At 72.6% G+C, this 860-nt stretch carries 2 protein-coding genes and 1 pseudogene; 1 reads left to right on the forward strand and 2 read right to left on the reverse strand.

Annotation, left to right across the window (positions count from 1 at the left end):
- Positions 1 to 128: pseudogene (locus C1I92_RS35730) on the reverse strand (PPOX class F420-dependent oxidoreductase); the annotation flags it as partial.
- Positions 106 to 498: a nuclear transport factor 2 family protein gene (locus C1I92_RS32960; RefSeq protein ID WP_111258841.1), complete on the reverse strand. Its 393-nt coding sequence runs from the start codon at positions 496 to 498 to the stop codon at positions 106 to 108. The pseudogene C1I92_RS35730 and the gene C1I92_RS32960, both read right to left, overlap by 23 nt.
- 84 nt (positions 499 to 582) lie before the next feature.
- On the opposite strand from C1I92_RS32960, the gene C1I92_RS32965 reads away from it, so the two are divergent.
- Positions 583 to 860, forward strand: a 278-nt coding sequence (locus C1I92_RS32965; RefSeq protein WP_146605388.1) for a sigma-70 family RNA polymerase sigma factor, incomplete at its 3' end; no start/stop codon positions are given.

An 860-nucleotide genomic window follows, 5' to 3' on the forward strand; every position in this document is an offset into this window, starting at 1 on the left:
CGCCCGCCCTCCCACAGGTACCAGGTCGCGACGGTGACCGGCCCGCCCGGGCCGATCGTCGCCATCACGGCCGGGTTGGGCCGGGCGAGGAACGCGCTGACGTCGTCAGGAAGCGGTGCCTTGGGCATCCCCCGATCCAACCATGGCCGCCCGGGCCGCCATGAACGGCGCACGGTCGAAGATGAACCAGCTGTGCACGATCCGGCCGTCCTCGACCCGGACGCACTCCGCTCCCGGCGCCTTCGCGACCAGCTGGGTGACCGAGTCGTACATGACGAGCGCCGTCGAGTCGTCGCCGAACGCGGCGATCAGCGTGGCGCTGACCAGCTGCGACACGTACGGCTCCAGGAACGCCCGATAGGCGTCCGCACCGGACAGAAGACCGGGCGGGGCCTCGCAGACGATGTCGTCGGCGATGTAGCGCAGCGCGCCGTCGAGGTCGCCGCCGGCCCACGCGCGGTGGTAGGCGAGCGCGACGTCCAGGGCAGCACCAGTCATGATCGTTCCCTTTCTCGATGGAGACCTTCACCCGTGCAGACACCGGAGCCGGACCGATCGGAACGGTCGTGCGACGATGCGACGGTGACCGCCCCGCTCCTCGACCGCGCGCGGGCCGGCGACCACGACGCGTTCGCCGAGCTCGTCGACCCGTACCGCCGCGAGCTGCAGCTGCACTGCTACCGGCTGCTCGGCCGCGTCGCCGACGCCGAGGACGTCGTGCAGGAGACGCTGCTCGCGGCCTGGCGCGGGCTGACGGAGTTCGAGGGCCGCGCGTCGGTGCGCAGTTGGCTGTACCGGATCGCGACCCACCGCAGCCTCAACGCCATCCGCGACGCCGGACGACGCCCGCCGCCCGCCCC

The sequence above is a fragment of the Jiangella anatolica genome (assembly GCF_003236295.1).
GTDB lineage: Bacteria > Actinomycetota > Actinomycetes > Jiangellales > Jiangellaceae > Jiangella > Jiangella anatolica.

What these genes read in the sequence shown, in the direction of transcription:
- C1I92_RS32960 (WP_111258841.1), bottom strand. Translation starts at nt 498, where the DNA reads ATGACTGGTGCTGCCCTGGACGTCGCGCTCGCCTACCACCGCGCGTGG.